18 protein-coding genes are annotated in these 22031 nt (G+C 61.4%); 3 read left to right on the plus strand and 15 right to left on the minus strand.

Annotation, left to right across the window (positions count from 1 at the left end; genetic code table 11):
- Positions 1-36 precede the first annotated feature (36 nt).
- From L6D89_RS03785 to L6D89_RS03835, 11 genes are all read right to left on the minus strand, one after another.
- Positions 37-1317, minus strand: a complete 1281-nt coding sequence (locus L6D89_RS03785; protein WP_236198866.1) for an outer membrane protein transport protein — start codon at positions 1315-1317, stop codon at positions 37-39.
- 146 nt (positions 1318-1463) lie between these two features.
- A complete protein-coding gene (locus tag L6D89_RS03790; protein ID WP_236198788.1) occupies positions 1464-2357 on the minus strand; it encodes an SDR family oxidoreductase in 894 nt (297 codons plus the stop codon).
- 25 nt (positions 2358-2382) lie between these two features.
- Complete coding sequence (gene mhpE / locus L6D89_RS03795) at positions 2383-3393, minus strand: 4-hydroxy-2-oxovalerate aldolase (RefSeq protein WP_236198789.1); 1011 nt, start codon at positions 3391-3393, stop codon at positions 2383-2385.
- Entirely contained in the window at positions 3390-4331 is a 942-nt protein-coding gene (locus L6D89_RS03800; RefSeq protein ID WP_236198790.1) for an acetaldehyde dehydrogenase (acetylating), read from the minus strand. Before L6D89_RS03800 ends, mhpE begins: the two co-directional genes overlap by 4 nt.
- 9 nt (positions 4332-4340) lie before the next feature.
- Entirely contained in the window at positions 4341-5162 is an 822-nt protein-coding gene (gene mhpD / locus L6D89_RS03805; protein ID WP_236198791.1) for a 2-keto-4-pentenoate hydratase, read from the minus strand.
- The gene (gene mhpA / locus L6D89_RS03810; protein ID WP_236170647.1) at positions 5159-6913 is read right to left on the minus strand and encodes a bifunctional 3-(3-hydroxy-phenyl)propionate/3-hydroxycinnamic acid hydroxylase MhpA; all 1755 of its coding nucleotides are present in this window, start codon (positions 6911-6913) and stop codon (positions 5159-5161) included. Before mhpA ends, mhpD begins: the two co-directional genes overlap by 4 nt.
- Before the next feature lie 15 nt (positions 6914-6928).
- Positions 6929-7912: a VOC family protein gene (locus L6D89_RS03815; protein WP_236198792.1), complete on the minus strand. Its 984-nt coding sequence runs from the start codon at positions 7910-7912 to the stop codon at positions 6929-6931.
- Between the two features lie 13 nt (positions 7913-7925).
- Positions 7926-8792, minus strand: a complete 867-nt coding sequence (locus tag L6D89_RS03820) for an alpha/beta fold hydrolase (RefSeq protein WP_236198867.1) — start codon at positions 8790-8792, stop codon at positions 7926-7928.
- A 151-nt stretch (positions 8793-8943) separates the two neighbouring features.
- A complete protein-coding gene (locus tag L6D89_RS03825; protein ID WP_236198793.1) occupies positions 8944-10305 on the minus strand; it encodes a DUF1329 domain-containing protein in 1362 nt (453 codons plus the stop codon).
- 12 nt (positions 10306-10317) lie between these two features.
- On the minus strand, positions 10318-12177 hold the full coding sequence (locus L6D89_RS03830) for a DUF1302 domain-containing protein (RefSeq protein WP_236198794.1): 1860 nt from the start codon (positions 12175-12177) through the stop codon (positions 10318-10320).
- A 261-nt stretch (positions 12178-12438) separates the two neighbouring features.
- Complete coding sequence (locus L6D89_RS03835) at positions 12439-13044, minus strand: TetR/AcrR family transcriptional regulator (protein WP_236198795.1); 606 nt, start codon at positions 13042-13044, stop codon at positions 12439-12441.
- Positions 13045-13264: 220 nt separating this feature from the next.
- Between L6D89_RS03835 and L6D89_RS03840 the strand changes: the two genes are divergently transcribed.
- Together L6D89_RS03840 and L6D89_RS03845 are read left to right on the plus strand one after the other, a co-directional pair.
- On the plus strand, positions 13265-14338 hold the full coding sequence (locus L6D89_RS03840; protein WP_236198796.1) for an amidohydrolase family protein: 1074 nt from the start codon (positions 13265-13267) through the stop codon (positions 14336-14338).
- 38 nt (positions 14339-14376) lie between these two features.
- The gene (locus tag L6D89_RS03845; protein ID WP_236198797.1) at positions 14377-15579 is read left to right on the plus strand and encodes an amidohydrolase family protein; all 1203 of its coding nucleotides are present in this window, start codon (positions 14377-14379) and stop codon (positions 15577-15579) included.
- A 258-nt stretch (positions 15580-15837) separates the two neighbouring features.
- Here L6D89_RS03845 and L6D89_RS03850 read toward each other — a convergent pair whose 3' ends face one another.
- The 4 genes from L6D89_RS03850 to L6D89_RS03865 all read right to left on the minus strand — a co-directional run bounded on the left by L6D89_RS03850 (position 15838) and on the right by L6D89_RS03865 (position 20921).
- Complete coding sequence (locus L6D89_RS03850; RefSeq protein ID WP_236198798.1) at positions 15838-18309, minus strand: TonB-dependent siderophore receptor; 2472 nt, start codon at positions 18307-18309, stop codon at positions 15838-15840.
- Positions 18310-18421: 112 nt separating this feature from the next.
- Positions 18422-19378 (minus strand): FecR domain-containing protein, encoded by a 957-nt coding sequence (locus tag L6D89_RS03855; protein WP_236198799.1) that lies wholly within the window; start codon positions 19376-19378, stop codon positions 18422-18424.
- Complete coding sequence (locus L6D89_RS03860) at positions 19375-19884, minus strand: sigma-70 family RNA polymerase sigma factor (RefSeq protein WP_236170638.1); 510 nt, start codon at positions 19882-19884, stop codon at positions 19375-19377. The genes L6D89_RS03855 and L6D89_RS03860 overlap by 4 nt, the downstream gene beginning before the upstream one ends.
- Before the next feature lie 167 nt (positions 19885-20051).
- Complete coding sequence (locus L6D89_RS03865; RefSeq protein ID WP_236198800.1) at positions 20052-20921, minus strand: LysR substrate-binding domain-containing protein; 870 nt, start codon at positions 20919-20921, stop codon at positions 20052-20054.
- A 149-nt stretch (positions 20922-21070) separates the two neighbouring features.
- On the opposite strand from L6D89_RS03865, the gene L6D89_RS03870 reads away from it, so the two are divergent.
- Positions 21071-21712, plus strand: a complete 642-nt coding sequence (locus tag L6D89_RS03870; RefSeq protein WP_236198868.1) for a DUF998 domain-containing protein — start codon at positions 21071-21073, stop codon at positions 21710-21712.
- Positions 21713-22031 lie beyond the last annotated feature (319 nt).

Below are 22031 nucleotides of genomic sequence, written 5' to 3' on the forward strand. Positions count from 1 at the left end.
CCGTTGGAGTAGCGGTCAGGCCGGGTAAAGCTTGAATCAGTACCGATAAGTGAACTGGGTAACCAGGCCCTGCCCGGAGTTTTTGTAGCTCGCGCTGTACGAAGGCTTCAGAGCGCTCTCATCCGATTGGGAAACCGATGCCTTCGACTCCCGGATATAGCCGTAGGCCAGGTCCACGGTGAAGTCTGCCGAGGGGCTATAGCCCATGCCCAAGGCGATGCTCTTCCGATTTCCGGTGGGGATCCGCACGTTCCTGTTCTGGTTATCGGTCGGGGAAGGGTCGTACGCAAAGCCGGCACGCAGCGTCACCTCAGGTGACATCTGGAAGGCACCGCCCACGGCGAACGACCAGGTGTTGTGCCAATTCAGCGGTTCGGTGATCTGCGCAAGCCGCGAGCCCACTGCGGAGGACGGTACGCCGCTGTTATTGACCTCGATTTTCTCCAGACGCTCCCAGCGACTCCAGACGGTGCCGAGATAGCCCGTCCAGCGATCATCGAAGTGGTGAGTAATGGAGGTGTCGATTGTTTCGGGGAGCGTGATATCCAGACGCCCATCGTACTTGCCGTTGACCCCAAGAAAGGCGGGGGCGTCGGTGACTTTCGTGGTGCCTTCAAGGTGGTAATCCACCTTCGAGTGATAGGTCAGTCCCCAGGTGGTGTTATCAGTGATATCCGCCAGAATGCCAATGTTGTAGCCGATGGCAGTGTCGTCGCCGGACACTGAAATCCGCGTGTCGGTGCCGTTGTTCAGCGCTCCGGTGGCCAGGTAGTTCTGCAGCTTTCCATCGATGCGGTTGAAGGTAGGGCCCGCGCCAATCGAAATGCGATCGTTGATCCGCAGTGCAAGGGTTGGCTGTAGCGTGATGACCTTGGCCGCACTGTAGGAGCCGAAGTAGCGACCCTGGAAACTGTCCTCATAGTCGTTGGTCAGGCCTGCCGGGACATAGAGACCGATGCCTGCAGTGAACCTGTCATTCACCGGGGTGGAGAAAAAGCCAAACGGTATGGCAGCCGAAGGCACCGAATCTCCCTTGTTGGTGCCATTCGCGGCGCCATGGGCATCGTTGATATCGACATTGGCCTCTACCAGCGCGAAGCCACCGCTTATCTCGGTCCGGGAGATTTTGCTCAGCCCGGCCGGATTGCTGTAAAGGGTGCTGGCATCCAGCGCAGAGGACGAGCGCCCCGCGTAGGCAGTGCCTGCGGCGCTCGCACTTTGTTCGTTGAGATAGACGCCATTGGCAAGAGCCGAGGTTGACAGCCCGAGCGAGCAGGCAATGAGACGGCGAATGGTGAGAAGGGCACAGGAGGGCATATGGCGCGCAGGCGCCGACAACTGAAGCAATTTCATCGATAAACCTTGTTCTTGTAATCTGGCTGCGCGGGCAACTGTCCTGTTCATTCGCGCAGCAGGCACGGGGCACGTAGTTGTCGAGCGGCGCCGGGCTGGCGCCGACTTGGCTAGATCGCGAGTTGTTGCTCGCTGAAATCCCATAGCGCCCGGGATAGCGAGTCGTTTTGAGCAAGCGGGGAAGGGGACTGGGTTCGGCAGTTTTCGTAGTACAGCCCCGATTGAGTGGAGGCTTCGAATGACGTCGCGCAGTACAGGCTGGTTTTTGCCCCCTCTTCGGGCGACTTGAACACTCGCTTCAACAACCACTGCAAGGGGCGGGGCAGGGTGCGCCATACGTCGGTGCCAACCACGCCTGGATGCAATGAGTAAGTCGTCACACCAGTCCCTTCCAGGCGTTTGCCGAGTTCTCTTGCAAACAGCAGGTTGGCCAGCTTGGCGACCCCATACTCCCTCAGCCCATTGCTGGAAGCGGTTGGCCTGCGGACTGCTTCGAAGTCGATGGATTTCACATGTCGGTGAGCTTTGCTGGAGACGACTACGACCCGTGCCGGTGCCGACTCCTGCAGGCGTGGCAACAGCAACCTGGTCAGCAGGAAATGGCCCATGTGGCAGGTGCCGAAAGCCAGTTCGAAGCCGTCTCGAGTCTGCCCTTTCTGGCCGGCCAGGCCTGCGTTTGCGACGAGCAGATGCAGCGGCAGATTTCGCTCCAGGAATGACTGGGCGCAGCGTCGTACCGACGCCAGATCAGCAAGGTCCAACTCCAGGAACTCAACCTGGGCCCGCCCGGCGCAAGCAGCCTCGATTTCCCGTAGCACCGGTTCGGTTCGCTCCCTGGAGCGGCACGCCAGGAAAACCTGGTAACCGTTCTTCGCCAAGGCACTGGCGGTCGCTTTTCCGATGCCAGTATTGGCACCTGTTACCAACGCGACCCTTGTGGCCGGAGACACTGATTGCATGGCAGCCTCGTCACGATGAAGGTTGGGCGCAGAACGCTGCACCATTGCTCTGGTATTCCGTTTGCGCGGGTTAATGGCGCTTGAGCAGGTCCAGCGCGACGTCGACGATCATGTCTTCCTGGCCGCCGACCATGCGGCGCTTGCCCAGCTCGACGAGGATGTCCACGGCCTTGATGCCGTACTTGGCCGAGGCCACTTCGGCATGGCGCAGGAAGCTGGAGTAGACCCCGGCGTAGCCCAGGGCGAGGGTCTCGCGATCCACGCGCACCGGCCGATCCTGCAGCGGACGCACCAGGTCATCGGCCGCATCCATCAGCGCATAGAGATCCGTGCCGTGATTCCAGCCCAGCTTGTCCGCAGCAGCGATGAACACCTCCAGCGGTGCATTGCCCGCCCCGGCGCCCATGCCAGCCAGGCTGGCATCGATGCGATCACAGCCTTCCTCGACGGCAGCGATGGAGTTGGCCACGCCGAGGCTGAGGTTGTGGTGGGCGTGGATGCCGGTCTCGGTTTCCGGTTTGAGTACGGCCTTCACCGCTCGGAAGCGCGCACGGATGTCGTCCATGTTCATCGCGCCGCCGGAGTCGACGACGTAGATACAGGTAGCGCCGTAGCTTTCCATCAGCTTGGCCTGACCCGCCAGACCTTCGGGGGTCTGCATGTGGCTCATCATCAGGAAGCCCACGGTGTCCATGCCGAGCTCGCGGGCGTACCCGATGTGCTGCCTGGAGACATCGGCCTCGGTGCAGTGAGTCGCTACGCGGACCACTCGGGCACCGGCGTTGTAGGCCGCCTTCAGGTCGTGAAGGGTGCCAATCCCTGGCAGTAGCAGCGTGGCGATCTTGGCGTGGTTGACCACATCCGCTGCCGCTTCAATCCATTCCAGATCGGTGTGAGCACCGAAGCCGTAGTTGAACGAGGAGCCCTGCAGGCCATCGCCGTGGGCCACTTCGATGGCGTCTACCTTGGCCTTGTCGAGGGCGGCGGCAATCGCGCGAACATCGTCCAGCGAATACTGGTGACGGATCGCGTGCATGCCATCGCGCAGGGTTACATCGGAGATATAGAGTTTCTTGCTCATGCCGAAGCTCCCAGCGCCTGGGCCATGCGCTCGGCGGTGGCCAGCGCGGCGGAGGTCATGATGTCGAGGTTGCCGGCATAGGCCGGGAGGTAATGGGCAGCGCCTTCGACTTCGAGGAACACCGAAGTCTTCAGGCCGGAGAACTTGCCGTGGCCGGGGATGTGCAGCGGCGCGGACTCGGGAATGACGTCGAACTGCACCTTCTGCTTGAGGCGGTAACCCGGCACGTAGGCCTGCACCGCCGCCGCCATCTCTTCGATGCTCGCCTCGACCTTTGCCTGGTCAACCGCCTCGCTGAGCACATACACGGTGTCGCGCATGATCAGCGGCGGTTCGGCCGGGTTCATGATGATGATCGCCTTGCCCCTGGCAGCGCCGCCGATGACTTCGATGGCCTTGCTGGTGGTCTCGGTGAATTCGTCGATGTTGGCGCGGGTGCCGGGGCCTGCGGACTTCGAAGCGATGGAGGCGACGATCTCGGCGTAGTGCACCTTCGCCACGCGCGATACCGCGGCAACCATCGGGATGGTCGCTTGGCCACCGCAGGTCACCATGTTCACGTTCAGAGCCTTGAGGTGTTGCTCCAGATTGACCACCGGCACGCAGTAGGGACCGATTGCGGCCGGGGTCAGGTCGATCACGCGAAGATCGGGCTTGTGGCCCCGAAGGAATGCATCGTTCTTCACGTGGGCGCCGGCGGAGGTGGCATCGAAGACGAAGTCGATCTCCTTGAAGATCGGCAGGTGGATCAGTCCTTCTACGCCTGCGTGGGTGGTTGCGACGCCCAGTCGTGCTGCGCGTGCCAATCCGTCAGAAGCCTGGTCGATACCGACCATGGCGGCCATTTCCAGGTGCTGCGCATTGCGCAGGATCTTGATCATCAGATCGGTGCCGATGTTGCCTGAGCCGATAATCGCGGCTTTGCGTTTAGTGGCCATGGTCTGCTCTCAAGTGGGAAGAAATACGCCGTCGGGCGTCGAACTGAAGAAGTGTGTCGAGACGCTGCCGACTCCCTCGATGGTGGCGGTAAAGCGGTCCCCGACCTTGACGGGCACCATGGGGCCGAGAGCGCCGGTCAGAATCAGATCCCCCGCCAGCAGCGGCGTCCCCAGCGAAGCCATCTTGCGGGCTAACCAGACCGCAGCATTGAGCGGGTGGCCAAGGCACTCGCGGCCACGGCCGCTTGAGACTTCCTGGCCGTTCAGCGTCATCCGCATCTGACAGTCGAGCAGGTCCAGCCCCTCCAGCCGTCGAAGCGGCCCGCCCAGCACATAGGCGCCACAGGAGGCGTTGTCAGCGACCGTGTCGACGTAGCGAATGTCCCAGTTGCGAATGCGGCTGCCGACGATCTCCAGAGCAGGAAGTACCCATTGCACTGCGGCGCAGAGCTCATCGAACGTGGTATCTGCCTGTGGCAGGTCGTGCCCCAGCACCAGAGCGATCTCTGCCTCGATCTTCGGTTGCATGACTCGCTCGATTGCGACCCCCTGTTGTTCGCCGTAGCACATGTCGGCAAACAGGGTTCCAAAGTCAGGCTGATCCACACCCAACTGGGCTTGCACCTTGGGGTTGGTCAGGCCGATTTTCCGCCCCACGATGCGGCGGCCGGTGCTTTGCCAGTGCTCCACGTTGATGCGCTGGATGGCGTATGCCGCGTCACCATTGTCCAGGCCCAGTTCGGTTCGCAGCGGTGCAAGGGCTTCTCCCTGCTGCTCTGCATGGCGCAGGTCGGCGGCAAGCCGTTCGAGCGTTTCGGAGGTCAGGCTCATGCGGACTTCCTCATGGGTCGTGGTTCGGTGGTGGAGCCGATAAGCGCGGCAGACCAGCCGATCTGGCGACTGAGTTCTTCGATGGCGGCATTCAGCTTGTCGCCCGAGACGACGGCAAAGGCGAACTTGTCCGGCCGGATGATGGCGACCGCATTGTGTTTCGCGCCGGAGCGCTTGAACCACTTGAGCATTTCCTCGCCGACTTCCTCGACTTCAACCAGGCCGGCGGGAGTGCGGCATTGAATGTCCTTGCCCTGAGGCCGGCCACCGAAGGGGAACAGGCTCAGGTAGTTGACCCCCTGTGCCGCGAGCACCGCGCGGGACTGTCCGTTGAGGAAGTCCTGGGGGTTCACGCCAAGGCCAATCAGCGCAAAGTCGTCGCCCAGGAGGCTGTCGAGCAGCACTCTCTTGCCCTTGAAGGTTCGGACATGAGGCTGGGGGATCATCTTGCCTTCGACGGATCGACGATTACGGCGCGCAATCCCCAGGTAGGTATCGCTCTTGTAGGTCGGCGTCGGCTTGAATCCGCCTTCGCGGATCCACTTGCCAATGATCGGTGTGGCCTGGAGCGTCCTGGCCGTAAAGTTTCTCAGCGTGGCCTTCAGCGGGTGGGCCATCGACACGAAGTCCTTCATCACAACCGAGATGTCGATCATCGCTTTGGCATGGTGGTAGCGCTCCCGCCCATAGGTATCCAGAAGCGCTTCTGCCGCTCTGCCTCTGAGGACCGAATCGAGCTTCCAGGCCAGGTTGTAAGCGTCTCGAACGCCAGAGCTCATGCCTTGCCCCATGAACTGCGGGGTCATGTGCGCCGCGTCTCCCGCGAGCAGCACTCGCCCTCGGCGCCACTCCTGTGCGACCAGGGCATTGAAGGTATAAACGAGGCGACGTTTGATTTCGAACTTGTCCGGGTCAACGTGTCGACTGATCAGTTTGCGGACGGTCGCCGGGTCCTCCATGTACTCCTTGGTCTGACCGGGCATGAGCATGAACTCGAAGCGGTGGAACCGGCCCGGCTGCGGACAACTGACGGTCGGGCAAACCGGATCACAGACGAAGTTGAAGTAGGGGATGTGGCGCAGCGCTTCCTCGCCATCCTTCAACTCCAGGTCAACCACCAGCCACGGTTCCGGGAAGTTCTTGCCGTCCATCTTGATACCGAGCGATTCGCGGACGGTGCTCCGGCCACCGTCCGCGCCGACCAGGTAACGGGCGCGAATTGCCTGAGGATCCAGGTCGATATCGTGCTCGCTACGCGCGTCGCTGCTTTCGCTGAAGCGGAAGGTGCGGGTCGCCTGGTGAGTAATGGTCACCCAATCGCTGTTCTGCTCGAAGGCGGTGAGCTCGCGCCCCCGACGAATCTGGACGTTGGGGTAGCGCTGGAGCAGTTCCGTCAGGCGGGTTTCCAGCCAGGGTTGGTAGAGGAAGTTGATCACCGGCCAGCCGAACGGACGTTTCAGTTGCCAGTACTGGCCCAGCACGCGGCCGTCTGCGAAGGTCCACTGTGCCGGCGTGTCGATCTGCATGTCGGCCGCAAGTTCGTCGGCGACGCCGGCGGACTGCATGATTCGCATGCATTCATCGTCGGTGTATACGGCACGAGCGTTCCCGTAGAAGGTGGGCTCGCGCTCCAGCACGATGACCGACAGGCCGCGCTTCCCTAGCAGGTGCGCCAGAGTGGCACCGGTTGGACCCAGGCCCGAAATCACGACATCAACGGTTTCGCTGTGCAGCTTGTTGTTATTGTCCATCTCCAGCGTGTCTCCCTAGAGCGGTGAAAATTCAGTGTTGAAAAGCGAGCGGATGCCGCGGCCGAAGTTGCCCAGGTTGGTCGTCAGCTTTTTCCAGCGGGTTTGCTTTTCAGGCTTGTGTCCCCACAGGCTGATGCCTTGGTAGGACGTCGTGAGCCAGGTTTCTTCAACGACTTCCAGGGCATTCCAGCCGAGCTCCATCTCGAAGCCCGACGGGGTCATGACGTAGAAGGACTGCTCGCGATCATTGGGGTGCTCGCCGATCTCATGGGCCATTTCGAAGCCCAGCTTGCGGCAGCGAAGGAAGGCATCGGTGAGCCCGCTGACAGATGTCGTCAGCAGGTTCATGTGCTGGATTCGAGTGCGAATCGGATCCATGGGCAGGTCTTTGACGACAGCGATCGCAATCGAGTGATGACGCGGATTGACTCGGAAGAAATCAATGTCCAGCGTGACGCCGGCAATGCGCTCAACGATGTGATCGCTATGCCGTGCATCGAACACCTCCTGCCAGAAGCGGCGCATCTGCTCGGGCTTGCGCGAGGTAATGGCCAGGTGTCCCATGCCCATTTCCCCGGTTATGAATCCGGGGCTGAGCATCTCGAGAGGGCGGTCGTCAGTGAGTGGCTCGGTAAATAGCTCGATCGCGAGCCGTTTCGGCCCGATGACCCTCCAGAACTCACGGACACCCCGCTCGGCGGCCTGGTGTGGCGACCCTTTGGTTGCCACGATCCCAAGCTTCTTCAGCCGTTGAAGCACCTCATCCAGGGTGCTCCGGTCACGCAGCTGCCAACCAACAGCAACCAGGTCCTCGGTTGCGCCGCGCTTAACAATGATCCGCCGCTGGTGTTCATCCATGCGGTAGGCCAATACCTCCGAGTCGGCCTGCGCTTCGTGCAAGCCGATGCCAGCCTTGAGCAACGCACGCCAGCGATCCATCCGTTCGGATTCGATAACCGCGTATCCCATGCTACTGGCGCCGAAGATGTCCCGAGCCATATCGATATCCTCCTCAGGACTTGGGCGTATTTACCGCCAGGAAGGAGGCGCTGATGGCGTTGAACTGCTCGGCACGCTCCCATTGCACCCAGTGGCCGGTCTTGGCGAACAGGTACAAATCGCAGTTGGGCATGCGCTTGAGGAGGGTGGTGCCACCGCTCGGGCGGTTCACCAGGTCTTCCGTTCCCCAGAGAACCAGGGTGGGGACCTGGCAGAGCTTCAGGCGATGATCGCGAGTGAAGTCCATGCGGATCGCCGCACCGAGGCTTGGTGGGCGCCGCAGCGGAGGTTGTTTCACGACTTCCGGATCGATGCTTGAGCGATAGCGCTCCTCGATCATGGCGTCCGATACCTGGCTGCCGTCGTAAACCAGATAGTCACGGATGAAGTGCGTGAGCTTTTCCAGGGATGGACCATCGCCGTTGTAATAGTCCAGCAACAGCTTGAGCCCGGGAGTAGGGAGGCCTCGCGTGGTGTTGATACCACCAGGCCCCATGAGAATCAGCCCCGATACTCGGCCAGGTGCCTCCAGAGCCATCCGCAGGCCACAGGCGCCGCCCAGCGAGTTGCCGATGACGTGCGCGCTCTTGATGCCAAGCACGTCCAGCAGAGCAAGCATGGAGCTGGCAAGGTCGCCAAACGGATCGTCACGGTTCACGCCCTTGGACGACTTGCCGTATCCGGGCATATCCACGACCAGCACGCGGAATTGCTCGGCCAGTGCGTCGATGTTGCGCGAGTAGTTGGAGAGGCCGGAGGCACCCGGGCCGCCACCGTGAAGCATGAGCAGCGGATGCCCGGTGCCCTTCTCCGCGACGAAGATCTGACGCTTGCCGACCACGACACTGCGGGTCTGCAGCTCGGAAATGGTTTCTTTCATGTTCACTGCGTTGCTCCTGTTGTTATGGGGCCTGGCGGCGCGTGCGAAGCATGGAGCTACTTTAAGTCATTATTGTCTCCATGTGAACAGTGGTGTTCACATGGAGGGCGAATTAATGCCACGCGCCGGGTGTTCAGAGCGAAAGGGAGGGTTAGCGGACGCCAGCGTTGCGCAGGGCGGTGGGGGTGTAGTCGGCCCCGCTGGCCTTGAATCCGAACTCCACCGCAGATTTCTCTTCGTTGGTCATGCCGGAGACGAGGTAGCGTCCGTTGATCAGGTCGTAGAGCGCCTCGACGCCCAGCCAGGGAATCTGCCTGTCATACAGCGGCGTCATGAAGCTTTCGCCAACTCGCCAGAGGGTGCCACGACCGTCGTAATGCTCGGCGACCATCGCCTGCCAGGTGTCTTCATCAATGAACAGGACGCGCTTGGCATAGATGTGCCGTTCGCCAGGCTTGAGCGATGCCTCCAAGGCCCAGACCCTGTGCTTTTCATAGCGAACCAGGTCCTGGTTCATGTGGCCGGGTTGAAGGATTTCGGCGTATTTGTGCGCCGGCGATTCCAGTTCGAAATTGTTGTAGGGAATGTAGAGCTCGCGCTTGCCAAGCAGCTTCCACTCGTAGCGATCCGGGGCGCCGTTGAACATGTCGAGGTTGTCTGCGACGCGCTGCCCATCGGAGGCGGGGTAGGGACCGTCATAGGCGATCTGCGGGGCACGGCGGACGCGACGCTGCCCGGCGTTATAGATCCATGCCATGCGAGGCTCTTTCACCTGATCCAGCGTCTCGTGAACGAGCACAACGTCGCCGGCCAGGCGGGCAGGCGCGGTTACCAGTTGCTTGTAGTAGAAGAGTACGTTGCTCTCCTTGCCCGGGTCGAAGTCACTGAGCTGATCCCGATAGGTGAATTGCTGCTTGAAGTAAACCGAAGTGAAGGTGCCGTTGGAGGTGGGGACAGCCTGCACATGGTTGCGCTGCGCACTGCCTCCGCGGTACCGGGTGATGTGGTTCCAGAGAACCTCGATGCCACTCTGTGGAATAGGGAAGGGGATTGCGGTCTGGAAATCCTGCAGACCGTTACCGCCGCCTACCAGGCTTGCCTTGCGGGCGTTGGCCGCCACAGCCTTGAAGACCGCTTCGGGATAGGTCGCTGAACGATGGCTCGGATAGACGTTCATGCGGTAATCCGGGTAGCGCTTGAACATTGCCTGCTGCCCGCTGGAGAGATTGGCGGCGTACTGCGCCAGGTTCTGCGCCGTGATGGTGAAAAGCGGCTTCTCGCCGGCAAAGGGGTTGCCGAGGCGGCCATCGGCGCCACGTTGCCCCGCATTGGTCGGCAGCCCGCCAGTCCACGGCGGAATGCTTGCGTCGGCGTTGCCCGCTTTCTCTGCTCCCATGGGCGTCAGGCTGGTGCCGAGCTTCTGGGCTTCCACTTCAGAGACCGCAGCGAAGGCATGCAGCGGGACAGTCAAGGCTGCGCCGAGCAGCGCGATACGCAAGGAGGAATTTTTCATTGTTGTTCTCCGTTAGAAGGAAACGCCGACGCTGAGCGCGACGAAGTCTCTGTCGACGTTGACGTTGTAATCACCGCCAAAGAAGTTGGTGTACGAAAGGCTCGCGTTATAGGTGTTGAGGTAGGTGGCATCGAGTCCGACGCTGGCGGCCTTGGAGCCCTGGTTGAATCCTGGTTCGGGGCCGTATCCGTCTACGTCGTGCGACCAGGCCAGGTTCGGTTTGAGCTCCAGCCCCTGGATGACGTTGGAGTACTCCCAGATGGCGCGCGCGCGGTATCCCCACGCATCCGACGTGGTGAATCCATCGTTGCTGCAGTACTCCGGCGTTGCGCTGGTGGAGGTGCACACGCTGTTATCCGGATAGATCGCGCCACCGCCATAGGCCGTGCTGCGGCCATATCGCAGGCCACCTCTACCTTCGAGTCCGCCAACGTGCACGTATCCGACTTCGCCGATCAGAGTCAGGCGATCGGCCCCCATGACCTGGTCAAAGAAATGCGTGGCAGTGACCTGGGCCTGGGTAACCTCTTTGCGCCGATAGCCAGCGATGGCGGCTGAGTTCTGAAGGTCGACTGCACCTGAGGACAGCAGTGGCGAGAGCGCTGTGATCCCCGTTCCTGCTGTGATCAGGTCGTACGGATTGATCTGCAGCGGCATGTTGGGGCGATAGCTGACCTCTCCGGCGAGCGTGGTCCCGGTGGGCAGGCTGGTGCTGAAGCTCAAGCCGTACAGGCGGACATCTTCGGGGTAGTCGACGTAGTACTTTGAGGTTCCGAGCCGGTAGGCCTGCGCCAGGCTCTGGCCAGCCGCCGACCCCAGCACTGCCGAGCAGGCTGCAGCTGGAACGCCCAGGTTTCCGCAGAGTTCCGGGGCGAAACCCATATCCGCGGCATGCGGGCTGGTCACAGCGCTGATGTAAGGCATGCGGCTGTGATAGTTCATGAAGTAGGCGCCGAATTCGCTGTCCCACTGCGGGGCGAACCAGCGCAACGCCATACCCCATTGGCCGCTATCACGCGGGTCGTTGTCATGCGCCCGCGGAATCTCGATCCCTTCGCTGGTCAACTTGATTCCGAACGGAGACAGCGCCTGCTGGGCAAGCGGGTTCTGGTAGATCACCGGCCCTACGGGCAAGCCACCACAGCCATCGGCAACGACATCGTTACCGGAGAAGAAGGTCCCGCAGTTATCGATGACGGTCTTGTCCCATCCGAACTGGTAGAACATCTCCGTGGAGAAGCTCTCGCTCAGGCTTTGAGAAAGATAAAACATGTTGACCGGCACCAGGCCTTCCTTGATCTCGGAGCCGGGGCGGCGGAAGGAAGAGACGTCTACCGGGTTGATGGCGTTGATGCCGCCCTGGATGAAGGTGCTTTCCCCCCAGTTCACGACTTGCTTGCCGAGCTTCACTACGCCGGGCAGTTCGTGAATCTCGTAGTTGTGGTAGACGAACGCGTCGAGGAACTCCGCGCCAGCGGATTTCGCTGCCTCCTCGCGCCCGCTGTCGCTGATGTTTTTGTAGCGCAGGTCTTCATCCTTGAGGACGAAGTCATACCAGTACTTGCCGCGGACAAACACGCCGCTGTCCGCATACTTCAGCTCAAGGTCGTGGATGCCTTTGAAGACCCTCGAGATGCTGTCGCCCTCGCGGAAATTGAGCTTCCCGTCATCAACGCTGCGGCTGTGCAGCAACTTGGCCTTGGGGTTCTGAGTTGACCAGGATGAGCCTATGGACAGTGAGGAGTCGAACTGCCCCTCGATCTCTCCAATATTGAAGGTCACCGCATGAGTGGCCGGGATGTACAGGGCGTACAGGCTGAGTGCAGCGGTAATGCGCAAGGGTCGGAAGAGCGAGGGACTTGCCCGTTTCATGTCAAAGCCTCTTTTTGTTGTTTTCGACTTTCCAGGGGGTGCACGCTGCCCCTGCGCCCTTGACGGGGCACAGCGGGATCGATCGGTGGTGTTAGCGGCGTGACGCCGCGACTGTCAGGGGCTCGGCGCTCGGCAGGAAAGCGCCCGGAGGGGGAGGGGGTGAAGGAGGTCTTTCATTGTTGTTCTCTCCTTTTTTTGGCAATAAGCGTCCCCGCGGCGCGCAATCGCGCGCCGTTCAGGCAGTGGGACGTTCTGCGGGTTTCAGTCGATGCTGGGCAAGGCCGGTAGTGGCGTGTTGGCAAAGGCGCGCGCCTGTTCAGCCTTGACGCCCAAGGCGCGCAGCACCAGTTCGGCCGTATCGGCACTGACGTCTCTCCAGGTCTTGTGACCTTCAAGAACCAGCGTGATGGCAATCAACACCGAGCCGGCAATCATGCCGATGACCGAGATCATCTGTTCCGGACGGAAGCTGTAGCGGTGTTTGGCCAAGCCATCGAGAACGTCACGAACGGGAGGGCCGTCCCACATTTTCTGCAGCGAGACGCTGGTCGCCGAGTAGCGCACCAGGAACGCTCCCCAATGGGGCTCTTCGTGAGCGCGACGAATGTAGAAACGAATGCCATTGGCCAGACGCTGCGCGGGATCCAGATCGGGTGCAGCACTCTGCCCGACGCGTTCGTTCATCTCTGCTGCCAGCTGGCTCGCGACATCCTCGAGCAGCGTGTCGATCGACTCGAGTTTCTTGTAGATCGTGCCGCGCGCTACCCCGGCTGTCTGGGCCAGCTCGCTCACATTGATATCGTCCATGCGGCGTTCGGCGAAGATGCGAATGGCCGCTTCATGGATGCGTTTTTCGATCGAACTCATAGTGGAATCCTGTCTTTTCTGGTCACGAGTGAACAATTGTGTTCACGGGGAGTCAAGGGATTTTTTGAAGCTTCGCCATGCTTATGGGCCATTATGCGCTCGATGATCGATATTGACACTCTGTGAACAGTGGTGTTCATATCGATATGGTTGTGTTCTCACTGCCTGCCGTGCAGGAGCCTCCCGCTCCGCTAACCCAAATTCCCGCAAGAGGATCCACATGTCCATTCAGCAAGGGCGCATAGACGTCCACCACCACATCATCCCGCCGGCTTTTGTGGCCACCATGGACAAGATGGGGCTGACCAAGGTGGCCGGTGCTCCGCTGCCGAAATGGTCTCCCGAGAAATCCATAGAAGTCATGGATCTCAACGGCATTCAAACTGCGATCACCTCACTGTCCGCTCCCGGCGTGCATTTCGGCGGAGGGGTCGAGCAAGCGACTGACCTGGCCAGGCGCTGTAACGATTTCGCGGCTCAGATGGCGCATGATTACCCGGGCCGGTTCGGCAATTTTGCAGTGCTCCCCACGCCTTTTACCGAAGCGGCGTGCAAGGAGGCCATTCGCGCGCTCGACGAGCTGAAGGCTAATGGCGTGGTGCTGCTGGGCAGCACCGACGGCCACTTCCTGGGTGACCCGCGATTTGAAGAACTGATGGCAGAGCTCGATCGTCGCCAGGCCATAGTTTTTGTCCACCCGAACATCCACAAGACCAGCGATGAGATCGGCCTTCAGACCCCCGGTTTCCTGCTGGAATTTCTCTGCGATACCACGCGCGCCTCGGTAAATCTGATTCTGACCGGGACAATGGAGCGATATCCGCGCATCCGCTGGATTCTCTCTCATGCCGGTGGCTTCCTGCCTTACGTAGCGTGGCGCATCTCGTTGGCGAATGCCCTTCCCGAATTCCAGGAGAAGGCGCCGCAGGGCGTCCTTACCTACGTAAAGCGCTTCTACTTCGATACGGCGCTTTCGCCATCCCGCTACTCGATGGTTGCCCTGAAGGAGCTCGTGGAGCCATCGCACATTCTGTTTGGCAGCGACTTCCCGTTTGCTCCTGCTCCTGTCACGACGCTGGTGTGCCAGACACTGGCAGAGAACAGCCCGTGGAATGAGGAGCAGCAATACGGAATCAACCGTGGCCACGCGTTGAGCCTGTTCCCACAGTACCGGTTGGCCAATGAGCAGGTAACTCCTGCGCCGATTTATGAAGGCGAGACCTTCTCCAATCGCATGCGGCGGCGGATGACAAAACCGGTGGCGGCGTTCGCGGAGCGCATTCGCAATCGCTGATCAGCCCACATTACGCAGAAGAACAATAAGAGGGTGTCATGAAACGTCGTGAGTTTGTCGCGGCGTCCGGGGTTGTTCTGGGCGCCTCTATCCTTTCCGCCACAGACAGCATCGCCGCCACAGGCGCATCTGGTTTGCCATCGGAAGCTCCACCTCCAGTCGACAAGGGTTCGGAGTCCCGTCGCAGTGAAGGTGTGGTCGATGTCCATCAGCACGTGATCCCGGACTTCTACGCAGCCGAGTTGACGCGTCGCGGGCTGAATGTTTTCGCAGGTGAGTCGTTGCCCACCTGGAGCGCTCAGTCTGCATTGGCGCACATGGACGACCAGGAAATCTCCTCGGCAATCCTGTCCCTGCCGGCGCCCGCCGTTTGCTTTGACGAACCCAGGGAGGCGTCCTTGCTGGCCAGGCGCTGCAATGAGTTCATGGCCAGGGCGAAGGCGTCCGAACCCGGGCGTTTCGGCAGTTTCGCAGCCATTCCGCAACGGGAGCCGGGGAGTGCCTGTGCGGAGGCCATCCATGCCCTGGATCAACTCGGCGCGGATGGCGTCCAACTGCTTGCCAGTGATGGGCAGCACTTCCTAGGAGAGCCCCGATTCGAAGAGCTGATGGCGGAGCTCGACAAGCGCCAGGCGAAGGTATTTGTGCATCCCAATATGCACGCCACAAGCCAGTCACTCGCTCTCGGGACGCCCGGCTACCTGGTGGAGTTTGCCTGCGACACCACCCGCGCGGCCGTCAACCTGATCCTCAGCGGCACCATGGAGCGATACCCGAATATCTCCTGGATTCTCGCGGAGGGGGGAGGGTGCCTGCCTTACGTTGCCTGGCGAATCTCTTTGGCAAACGCACTTCCCGAGTTCGATGATGCTGCTCCCCAAGGGGTACTGCACTATCTCCGGCGCTTCTACTTCGATACGGCGTTGTGTGCCTCGCCCAGCGTTCTTGCAACGCTCAATGAACTTGTTGAACCGTCTCGTCTTCTGTACGGCTCCGACTGGCCCTATCTGCCCCATGTTGGGGAAAGAGATTTCCAGTTCATCCAGACCACAGACCTGCTCACCTCAACCGGGCGGGGTCAGCTTCAACGGGGGAATGCCTTGAGCCTTTTCCCGCGGCTGGCGCGGCAGGGCGAGGCGGTTGCAGCGCTGCCGGTCTATGACGTCGAAAGCAGTTCCCATTGGGCGTTGCGCCAGATGAAAAAGCCGCTATCGGCGCTTGCGCAGTCGCTCAAGGACTAGCGCCTGTAAGACCTTCGGGCGTGTGGCAGTAGTGATTCATCTCTGCTCCACTGGTAACTCGCTTCGGTGGTTTTCTGGGGGGCTGAAAACTATTGGAGGTTAGCTGCCGACCCTTCGCAGACTGTGGTTACGGTCGCCTGGGTCGGGTGGATATTCGCGCTGGATACGGCGTTGTTCGATCTGACCGTGCCGGGCGTCAGGTGGGCGGCAATCCTCTTGAGCAGAATCGTCAGGAGGGACTGCCGCCACCCACTTACCTCAGAAGTCGGCCTTCAGGGTGACGGTGTAGTTGCGTGGGTCGCCATACTGGTTGCTCGCGTTCAACCAGCCGATGGAGGAGTAGTACTTCTTGTCGAACAGGTTGTTGCCGTTCAGTGCGACGCTGAAGTTCTTGTTGATCTGGTAGGCCAGGCGGGCGTTCCAGATGGCATAGCCGGACTGCTTGATATCGCCGACGCCGCCGGTCCCTCCGAAGTTGCTGTTGTAGTTTTCGCTCTGGATGCTGGCGCCCGCGCCGGCGGTCCACTGGCTCAGTTCACCGGGCAGGTTGTAGTCACCCCAGAATCGCAGCAGGTGGCGCGGCGTGTAGCTGTTGAAGGTGGAGCCGGATGATGAGGTGCCGTCGCCCGGATCGTTGAGGAACTTGGTCGAGGTGTAGGTATAGCCGGCGAACAGTTGCAGGCCCCTGAGTACTTCGCCGCTGATCTCCGCATCGAAACCTTCGGCGCGAACCTTGCCGCCATCCACGTAGCAGTTGTCTTCGCCGTTCTGCCCGCACTCCGAGGCGTAGTCATACTGCGCTCGGTTCTCCTGGTCCACGCGGAAGATCGCGAAGCTGGTGTTCACGCGGCCATCCATCAGTTCGCCCTTCAGGCCGATCTCGTAGTTCGAGCCTTCGATGGGCTTGAGCGGGGCGCTGTCCTGGGTCAGCTCGGTCTGCGGCTTGAAGATGTCGGTGTAGCTGGCATAGACCGACCACTGGTTGTTCAGCTCGTAGATGAGGCCGCCATAGGGGGTGAACTCACCGGTCTCCCGCGAATGGGCGGGGGCGGGCGACGAGGTAGTGAAGCGGCGCAGCTCATAGTCGTACTGGTAGTTGCTGGTTCGCCCGCCGACGACCAGGGTCAGCGGCTCGGCCAGCTTGTAGCGCACGACGCCGTAGAGCCCGTTCTGGCGGATCCTGCCCTCGGAGGCGCCGGCGTAGGTCGTGCTCAGCATCTCTTCTTCGGTCGGTTTGCGCGGGGAGACCGGGTCGTAGATGTTGATCGGCCCGAGGTTGAGCAGACCTCCCTGCACATCGTCGGTCTTCAGGTCGCTGGCGTTGGCGCCGACCACTACCTGGTGTTCCAGGTCGAAGGCGCGCCACTTGCCGGCGAGGTTGATGTCGGCGCCCTTGTTGACGTTCTCGAAGTCGTAGAGGTAGGCGCGCGACTGCATGCCGTCGCCGGTGGCGGGGTCGACCGCACCGCGGCCGAAGCTGTAGAGGATGTCGTTGGTCTCGCGGATGTAGCTGCCCGAGGCATTCAGGCGCCAGTCTTCGTTGAAGTCATGGGTGACGTCGGCGAACCAGGTGGTCTGCTTGTTGTTCCACTTGTTCCAGTCCGCGCCGGTGAAGGTGGAGCGGCCCGCTTGCACCGCGCTGCCATCCTTGTTGCGCGGCAGGCCGCCGAAGGACGGTGTCGAGTGCAGGTCCTCGACACTGGCGCCCGCGGCTACCCGGGTGTCGTCGGTCAGGTCGTACTCGAGAATCCCGTAGAGCACGTTCTTGCGGCTATCCGCCGTGTCGTAGAAGTAATCCCGATCCTCGTGGGCGGCGACCACGCGCCCGCGCAGCCTGCCGTCGGCAGTGAGCGGAGCGCTGCCATCGAGTGTCTGCCGGTAGGTGTCCCAGGAGCCGGCGCTGGCGGTGAGCGAGAGCGAGGGCTCGGCCTTCGGGCGCTTGCGCACGAGGTTGATCGCCGCGCCGGGGTTGCCGCTGCCCTGCAGCAGGCCGTTGGCGCCACGCAGCACTTCCACGCGGTCGTACAACAGCGTGTCGGAGGTGAAGCTGCTGCCGATGGCGTAGTAGCGGCGGTCGAGCGGGACGCCATCGTACTGGATGGTTTCCACCTCGAAGCCGCGCGAGTAGATGTACTTGCCGCCGGATGGGCTCTGGTAGGTGGTGATGCCGGTGGTCTTCTCCAGCACCTGGTCCAGAGTGTCGAGACGCTGGTCGTCCATCGCCTTGCGTGTGATGACGGTAACCGACTGCGGGATGTCCTTCAGGCGCTGGGTCGATTTGCCGATGGTGGCTTCGTTGGAGGTGTACGAGCCGGAGCCCTCCGTCGTAGGCCCCAGCCCCTGGCCGGTAACGACCGTATCGCTCATTTCCAGGGCCGCCGGGATTTCCTCCAGCACGTAGCTGCCACCCTGGTCGATCGCACGCAGGCCGGTGCCGGCGAGCAGGGCGGCGAAGCCGGCCTCCCTCGAATAGCTGCCGTGCAGGCCATTCGACTGCCGGTTGGCGGTCTTGCTGGCATCGAACGAGAGCGCAACCCCTGCCTCGCTGGCAAAGCGGCTGAGCACTTCGGTCAGCGAGCCGGCGGCGATGTCGTACTGACGGATGCTTTGCACCGCGCCGGACGGTACCGGCTCTGCGGCCTGTACGGCAGGTACGCCGACGACGGCGACGCTGAAGAGGGCGGCCTGCACGTGGATGGCGAGCCGATGGCGAACGAACGGATACAGCATGGTCTCTCCCCGGTAATGGTGACCAAGTGGGTCACTGATGCCGGGAAAGCCGAACCAGGGACGAAGAAAGTGCACGGTGGTCAGAATTTTTTTCGGCGGCATCCGCAAGGCGTCAGCTGCGCGGAATCACAGTCACCCAATACCCTGTTCGATACACCGCCGAGACCGGGAAGCTGCGCTCCAGGGCTCGCAGCGCAAGGTCCGTGTCATCCAGTGGGAAGGCCCCGGAAATGCGCAGGCCGCTGATGCGTGGATCGCACCTCAGCCAGCCATGGCGGTAACGGCCGAGCTCCTCCAGCAACTCGCCGAGTGGGCGGTCAATCGCGATCAGGCTGCCCTGTTCCCAGGCGCCCACAGAGGCATCGTTGGCTCGCGCGGGGCCGATGATTCCAGAGGCGATGCGGGCGTATTGGCCCGCCTCCAGGCGCAGGGCCGTGCGCTGGCCCGGCACGCTCACTTCGACGGCTTTCTCCAGTACCGCTACCTCGGTGCCGCCAGCCCAGCTGCGCACAGTGAAGCGAGTTCCCAGAGCGTGCACGCTGGCATCGGGGCTCTGTACGCGGAATGGCCTGCCGAGCGCATCGCTGGCGGTGCTTACCAGTACCTCCCCGGCACGCAGAATGATCAGGCGCTGGTTCGCGTCGAAACGCACATCCACCGCGCTGTCGGTGTTGAGCAGCAACTGGCTGCCGTCGGCCAGGGTGAAGCTACGGCGCTCGCCCACGGCAGTCCTGTAACCGGCAGTGAGGCGTTGGCGTGCATCGCTGCGCCAACCCAGGGTGGCCAGTCCGCCCAGCGAGGCCAGCACCACGACGCTACGCAGTACCTGGCGTCGAGATTCTCCGGCCGAGGCCAGGGTTGCCGCAGCCAGCCGACCCGGTACCCGAGCCATCTGCAGGTTCACCGATTCGATACGTTGCCAGGCGCGCTGATTGATCGGGTCGGCCGCCAGCCAGCGCTGCCAGGCCTGCTGGTCGCTGGCGGCAGGCGATTCATTGGCGAGCCGCGCATACCATTGCGCCGCTTCGCTGATGGCCTCGCGTTCACTCGGCTTGAGGGCGTCGTTCACGAGATGCCCGCCATGGCCAGGCAGCAGTGCTCCATGGCCTTGGCCATGTACTTGTTGACGGTGCGGATCGAGATACCCAGCCGCTCGGCAATCTGGCTGTAGGTCAGTCCTTCGAGCTGGGACAGGATGAAGGCCTGCCGGGTCTTCTGCCCGAGGCCATCCAGCATCCGGTCGATCTCTGTCAGCGCCTCGAGGAGCAGGGCCTGCTCTTCGAGGGACGGCTGAACAGCCTCGGGAAGCAGGGCGAGCGCGTCCAGATAGGCGCGCTCCAGTGAGCGCCGCCGGTACAGGTCGATCACCAGTCCGCGGGCGATGGTCTGCAGGTAGTGCCTGGGTTCGCGAATGCTCCCGGCGCTCTTTGCCATGAGGACGCGCACGAAGGTGTCCTGCGCCAGATCGGCCGCATCGGCAGAGTCGTTGAGGCGTTTGCGCAGCCAGCCACGAAGCCAGCCGTGATGGTCGCGGTAAAGCATCCCTACCGCCTGCAGCGACGAATCTCCCTGCATTGCAATCCCCTAAGAACAATTTGCAAACGACAATCGTTATCAAATATACGGGATGTTGCAATGCTTGAAAACTGCAGGCTGGCGAGCGTCCGCTCCTGGCCGATTTCGCCGCTGGTGAGAGGCAGCTACCGACCCATAGCGGACGCTCCTGGGCGGAGGCGGTTCGTCTATTCCGCCTTAGCTTCTTCCAGCAGCCAGCGCTCGAATTTCTCCAGAGCTGAAGAGGTCTCCATATCTGGGCGTGTCACCAAGACGTAGTGTTCGCACAATTCCGCGATGGCTGGCCACGGCGCGACGAGCTTGCCTCCCCGCAACTCCTCCTCAACGTAGCGGCCAGGTACCAGCGCCATGCCGATTCCTGCTTTTGCCGCTTCGATCAGTAGAGCGTAGCGATCATAGGTGGGGCCAGTGGGGTCACCACTAAGGGGCAAGCCGGCGAGCACAGCATAGCGCGGCCAAGTGTAGGGGCTTGCCAGCTTGTGTAGCAGCGGCATGCTTTGTGGGGATTGGCTTGCCAGGCGGGGATGACAGACAGCGACCATCGGCTCTGCGAACAGTGGCTGTACTTTCAGGGTGTGCCATATGGGGTAGTCAAAGTTGATCGCGGCGTGCAGGCCACTTTCCTCCAGTGAAAATGGGTGAGTTCGTTCGCGGAGGTTGATCTCGATCTCTGGATGTTTTTCTTGAAAGCGCGTGAGCCTGGGAATCAGCCAACGGCTGGCGAGCGTCGGGATGACTCCGATCTCCAGCGAGGTAATGCCTCGTGAGCCTGCAATTAGCTGAAGGGTGTGCCGCTCGATATCGGCCAGTGAAGCGCGAATCTGAGACGCGTAGCCTGCACCATGGGTTGATAGTTCGACTCGATTGCCGACACGATGGAATAGCCGCATTCCAAGAAATTCTTCCAGCTTGGCGATCTGTCGGCTGATGGCGGCTTCGCTGAGGGACAGCTCCTGTGCCGCCTTGGCGAAGCTTTGGTGACGGGCGGCTGCTTCCAGCGCAAGCAGTGCGGCAATGCTCGGCAGACGTCTGCTCATTGGAGCCCTCCATGGTTCGAGGGGCGACAGGATGACGCATGCGCAAGCTGGCTTGCAAAAAAATTGGTAACGCGAAGACGAATCCCCTCCTTAGCATGCAGCGACTAAAAGATGGAGTTCTTCATCGCATGACAAGGGAGTGCCGTACCGTGAAGACCATTGACCGTACGTTTCTGGGGCTGGGGCTGTTGATTCCTCTCTGGCTGCTCGCTGGCGTGGCGCTGACCTCGCTGGGATATCCGGGTTATAGCCATGTTGACCAGGCGATGAGCCAGTTGGGAGCGGTGGGAGCGCCCACGCAATACTATTCAGCATGGGTTAATAACTTCCCCCTGGGGGTGCTCTTTGTGCTGTTCGCGGTAGGTGTGGCACGGCGGTTCGCAAGGTCGCGTCTGGCGCTGCTAAGCGCGGCCTTGATCCTGCTTCACGGTCTCGCGAGCTTCACGACCGGCCTGTTCTCTTGCGACCAGGGATGTGCGCCGGCACAGCCGTCGGTCTCGCAGCAGGTGCACAATCTGGCAGGATTGGTGATGTTCCTCTCGCTGACGCTGGCCGGCGCGTTGTGGATCTTTCTTGGCGAGAAACTACTGTCATCACCATGGTTCGGGTGGTTCTCGTTGTTCTGCGTGATCCTTGCCATCGTCACAGTCGCAATGATGGCCAAGGCATTCGGCGACGGACATGGGTTTGGCTTGTATCAGCGACTCAATTACGCAGTTTCAGTTGTCTGGGTGGCTGCACTTTCATGGATGGCACTCAGAGGCGAGTCAGCGTCTGCGAGTGTCCGTTAATGGCCGCTTGCTGCCGTTCCTGCGAGGCAACTACCGAGCCATGGCGAGCTTGCCAACGCTTGTCGCGGGCCAAGCTGCGGGGCGTGGCAGAGTCAGCCATGCTGATCTTCGTGTAATCACTTTCCTACAAAGTTCGACTGCTTTTCATATCTCTTGCTTCACGACATACGAAGAGAATGCCTTTATCGGTAGCTTTTTGTCGTGCGGCGGAGGCTGATTCACTGAACTCGTGTCCTCCTGGTTCCGGGGCGCTCCGGCCCGGTAAGCACGAGGCTCGTGGCGACGTCGGGGCGCTTGTCGATGCGTTGGAGCAAGGTGA

It is taken from the genome of Pseudomonas pseudonitroreducens (assembly GCF_021603645.1).
Lineage (GTDB): Bacteria > Pseudomonadota > Gammaproteobacteria > Pseudomonadales > Pseudomonadaceae > Pseudomonas > Pseudomonas pseudonitroreducens.